The organism is Microcoleus sp. D3_18a_C4 (genome assembly GCF_036702415.1).
Lineage (GTDB): Bacteria > Cyanobacteriota > Cyanobacteriia > Cyanobacteriales > Microcoleaceae > Microcoleus.
The window spans coordinates 1-1814 of record NZ_JAUBTI010000224.1 but is presented as its reverse complement, the minus strand read 5'-3'; the positions used below and the strand labels follow the sequence as shown (position 1 = coordinate 1814).

The following is a 1814-nucleotide window of genomic DNA, read 5'->3' as shown; positions in this document are numbered from 1 at the left end:
AATTTAACAGGCTTCTCAATTCACATATCATTTCCCGTCTGTTTTGTCAACTCCTGATACTGAACCGACGCCCTAGTTTTTCCGGCTATTTTCATAATTTCCTCATTTTTTTGATTTAGCTTTGAGATGGATCGGTGATTGGTTAATTTAAACTCTGATTCCCTAGAAGTTCTAGAGATGATCTCAGGGAGTCGGGGTTTTTTGTTACCCGCAAAGCCGATCGGCTAATACCATATTTACAGGCAGAATAACTCCTGCAGAAGTTACACAGATTGGCCTCAAGAACGGTTTTTTTTAATCCGATCTCACAGATGCAGCGAAGTTTTTTGGTAAAAAACCCGGTTTCAGCCTGCTAATCCAAGATTTACGCAGAGTTCCCTCAGAAACCGGGTTTTTTAACCCAGGATCGCAGATGCAGCCAAGTTTTTGGCTAAAAAACACGGTTTTTGCCTAAGTGTTGTAATCCCTGCTTCGGCAAAAGTATATTTATCAAAAAAAATGATGGTCTTCATAATTTCCTCATATTTTTTAGATAAAGTTTACTCCTAGCTCTGGATCTAAAGGTCGATCGCACTCTCAGCACCATTCCCCTGCCAAAGAGCGAACCTGTTGTCAGGAGAGTTCTGGAAAGTGAGGGTACTTTTGATTAACGGGTGCCACAGCACAATCAACATAAATAAGTCAGGAGTGACCGACTGCATACCAAACAAACCGGGTTTTTTAACCGGGAAAAACCGGGTTTCTGCGCCAGACCTCTAAGTGTTGGCAGGATAACTCAATGCTAAAAAAATTAATAACTGAAGATGTGATTCGCGCTCTCGAATAACACCCCAAAAATAAGTCGGTCGTTTTGTCAAGAGCCAAACTCGTAATTGCCACTAACAGGCCAAGCCAAGTCTCAGTAAGTTTTTGAAAGAGTGTGGAGATTTTTTAAATGTCCGATCAGCTATCTTATAAAGGTAACAACCAGATTCTGTGCTATTACGCAAATGTTACCAACCTAGTTCAGGTGGTTCGGATTGGGAACATTCCTAATTGGTACTTTGAAAGAGTGATGTTTCCGGGACAGCGACTGATGTTTGAAGCTGCGGCAGAAGCAGTCTTAGAAATTCACACTGGTACGGCGCCAAGTGCTATTTTATCGGACAAGATTCCCTGCTACGTGCTGCGGGTGATAGAAGAGGTAAGTTCCGAGTTCGAGCTGGTGATGACCGAAGAACGATTGGCGGTATTAGCCGGTTAAAATTCATGAGAAATCAGACGAGAGCGAGAACGGCCACAAAAATATTAGTTAACGAGTGTTTGGGGACGGGGAAAATGCAGAAAAATCTTGTCAATATTACCTTAGCTGTAGTCACAGAGGAAGTAGAAATTATCTTGGAGTCTTATCCGAAGCACCCCTACCAACAAGCTTTTTCGCCTTCGGGATTGCGACAAGATTTAATTGCTTATGTGCTCAGCCGAGTTCCTAATAGATATACTGCGATCGACTCCCGCGAGTCTGTGTCAAACCAAAAAGTTCAGGTTCGCTGTTCTTCAGAACAGTTGCTGCACATAGAAAATTTGATTCATACTGGCATTCGCGACGTGCTGCACAGCTATCAGAAGATAGATTACCGCGTTCCTGAAGAAGTTAAATTGGATTCCAGAGTTGCTAGTTGGTTGTGATAGTTTCTTGCAAATGAGGGAGACGCCGAGATTCTCGGCTCTCTCGGTTGGGCGAGGTGGAATTGTGTACTGACAATCAAGCATCCAGGATACCCGCCACGTGATTCATCCGTCCAGAAATAAAAAACCTGTATCCGATAAAGGAG

The 1814-nt window shown here is 43.0% G+C and carries 3 protein-coding genes; 2 read left to right on the top strand and 1 reads right to left on the bottom strand.

Annotated elements, in window-relative coordinates:
• Positions 1 to 557: 557 nt before the first annotated feature.
• On the bottom strand, positions 558 to 701 hold the full coding sequence (locus tag QUB16_RS33305; RefSeq protein ID WP_333322666.1) for a hypothetical protein: 144 nt from the start codon (positions 699 to 701) through the stop codon (positions 558 to 560).
• 233 nt (positions 702 to 934) lie between these two features.
• Between QUB16_RS33305 and QUB16_RS33300 the strand changes: the two genes are divergently transcribed.
• Both QUB16_RS33300 and QUB16_RS33295 read left to right on the top strand, forming a co-directional pair.
• Positions 935 to 1243 (top strand): DUF1830 domain-containing protein, encoded by a 309-nt coding sequence (locus QUB16_RS33300; protein ID WP_333322664.1) that lies wholly within the window; start codon positions 935 to 937, stop codon positions 1241 to 1243.
• Positions 1244 to 1248: 5 nt separating this feature from the next.
• Positions 1249 to 1668 carry a late competence development ComFB family protein gene (locus tag QUB16_RS33295; RefSeq protein ID WP_333322662.1) on the top strand — a complete coding sequence of 140 codons (420 nt, stop codon included), beginning with the start codon at positions 1249 to 1251 and terminating at the stop codon, positions 1666 to 1668.
• Positions 1669 to 1814 lie beyond the last annotated feature (146 nt).

Excerpts from the sequence above, each read along its gene's own strand:
- QUB16_RS33305 (WP_333322666.1), bottom strand. The coding sequence starts at position 701 with ATGCAGTCGGTCACTCCTGACTTATTTATGTTGATTGTGCTGTGGCAC.
- QUB16_RS33300 (WP_333322664.1), top strand. The coding sequence starts at position 935 with ATGTCCGATCAGCTATCTTATAAAGGTAACAACCAGATTCTGTGCTAT.
- QUB16_RS33295 (WP_333322662.1), top strand. The coding sequence starts at position 1,249 with ATGAGAAATCAGACGAGAGCGAGAACGGCCACAAAAATATTAGTTAAC.